This is a genomic window from Escherichia sp. 94.0001 (genome assembly GCF_013369155.2).
In the GTDB taxonomy this organism is placed as follows: domain Bacteria; phylum Pseudomonadota; class Gammaproteobacteria; order Enterobacterales; family Enterobacteriaceae; genus Escherichia; species Escherichia coli_F.
This window is the reverse complement of the sequence record NZ_JABWMS020000153.1, coordinates 1-1,783: the sequence shown is the minus strand read 5'-3', so window position 1 is coordinate 1,783 and position 1,783 is coordinate 1. Positions and strand designations below refer to the sequence as shown.

1 pseudogene is annotated in these 1,783 nt (G+C 33.3%); it reads right to left on the bottom strand.

Annotated features, from left to right (window positions below):
* Window positions 1-134 precede the first annotated feature (134 nt).
* Window positions 135-1,510, bottom strand: a pseudogene (gene ygeH / locus HEN33_RS24800) (HilA family transcriptional regulator YgeH).
* Window positions 1,511-1,783 lie beyond the last annotated feature (273 nt).

Sequence of the window (1,783 nt, the reverse complement as noted above, 5' to 3'; positions counted from 1 at the left end):
CCTATACACAATACTTTTTAATCTAGAGTATTTGATATATATTGCAATAAGGTAAATATCTTAGATATTTTCATCTCTGCTGTTTAAATAACTAGCTGCATACATCTAAACAATAAAATTGCGACAATAAAGATTTATCGCATACAAATTCTCGTCAGTTGCTTTAGTTTCAAAATGTTGTCAATTATAACTCGATGGCTTTCACTCGAAGTTTCTTTATAGTAGCGTTTCATGTTGCTTTTGAGCGGGTTAGGCACATACATATCTACACACTCTTTTATCACAACTGCTTTTCGTCTTCTGGGTTCGAGTTGTAGTGATTTGTCTATACAAATCCTTGCCTCTTCAATTCTTTTATTATGAAAGTTGACAAGTGCTCTATAGTAGTAGAGAGAGGCTATATCAGTTGTGTGTATCTTAGCCTGTTCAAATAAGATATGAGATACTTTTGCTTGTCCAGACAGGCCAGTTATCAGTCCCATAATAGCTAAAATTTTTCCATCGACATTGGTTATGTCTGATACATAATGTAAAAGCTCTAATGCTTTTTGAGCAGCAAGTTCAAGTTCATATTTTCCATGAAGTGCCAAAGACATATGGCATTCCGCTAGCAGACAATAACATTCTGTTTTTAGCGTCTGTATATCACTTTTATTTAGTAATCCATCAAATATAGTCATAGCCCTGTAAATGCTTTCAGGAGTAAACTCGTAAAGTTCTTTCTTACCAGCCAACAGTTCATCTGATAAATAATGATTCTTGTAACCTTGATCCGGTTTAGCTAATCTTACAGAACGCTCTGGATTATGTACCGTTTGAAGGATATTATCTATAATAAATTGTGATGTGTTATGTAGTTCATCAACAGGAAGATGATTACTGGCGATGAGGAAAAGATTTTTAGCGTCGATCAGTTCAATGTATAAAGTTTTCACCGCGTTATTCTGGTTTATTCTTCCTGTAACGAAATAATCTGGCTTGAATCTTCTCAAAATGAATTTTGCGATATGTGATCATTACAAAAATTTGTCGCAGCCATCGGATAGGTATAAAGGCCCTCGATTTTTTTATTTGAAATGTTTTGCACTAATTCCTGATTAAGTATTAATGGATCCAGGGTATTCAATGAAGTGGTGAAAGGAAATATAGCTATGGAATAGTCTGAAGTGTTATCTTCATTTATTCTAGTTTTGAAAACCTGTCCACTGAAACGATAACCTTTCCGGTAGATTGTTTCTATGCAACGATCATAGCCAATTTTTTCAAAAATGCAGCGCAAAGAATAGATACATCTTGTCAGGGACTCGTCACTTACAATAATATTTTTCCATACTGATTCGATGATCATATCTTTCAGGACAACATGACCAGCGGATTCAAGTAATACGATCAATACTCCTAACTCTTTCGGTGGAATATAAATTTGCTCATTTCCTTGAGTAAGAATTCCATCTTCCGTGAGCGTTAATCCCTCAAGAAAATGATATGAGAATTTATTTTCTAAGTCCATTAGTTAACCTCTATGAAAAAATTGGTTTCTTGCATCCTGCATAAGCAATAGAAATAGTGGCTATTCATATTTATGTGTCATTAATGCTATAGGAGTTTACATTCGACATATCTATGGTTGTGTTCACTAATTTATCTTAGGAATTCAGTGATGTAATCTGAAATAGCCTTATTCAATTTTGATAAAATAGATTGTTCTCTAACGCGTTGAAAAATAATAATTTATAGTGTGTTCTTAACTGTTTTAAGATGTTGATTTAAGAAAACATAAGAG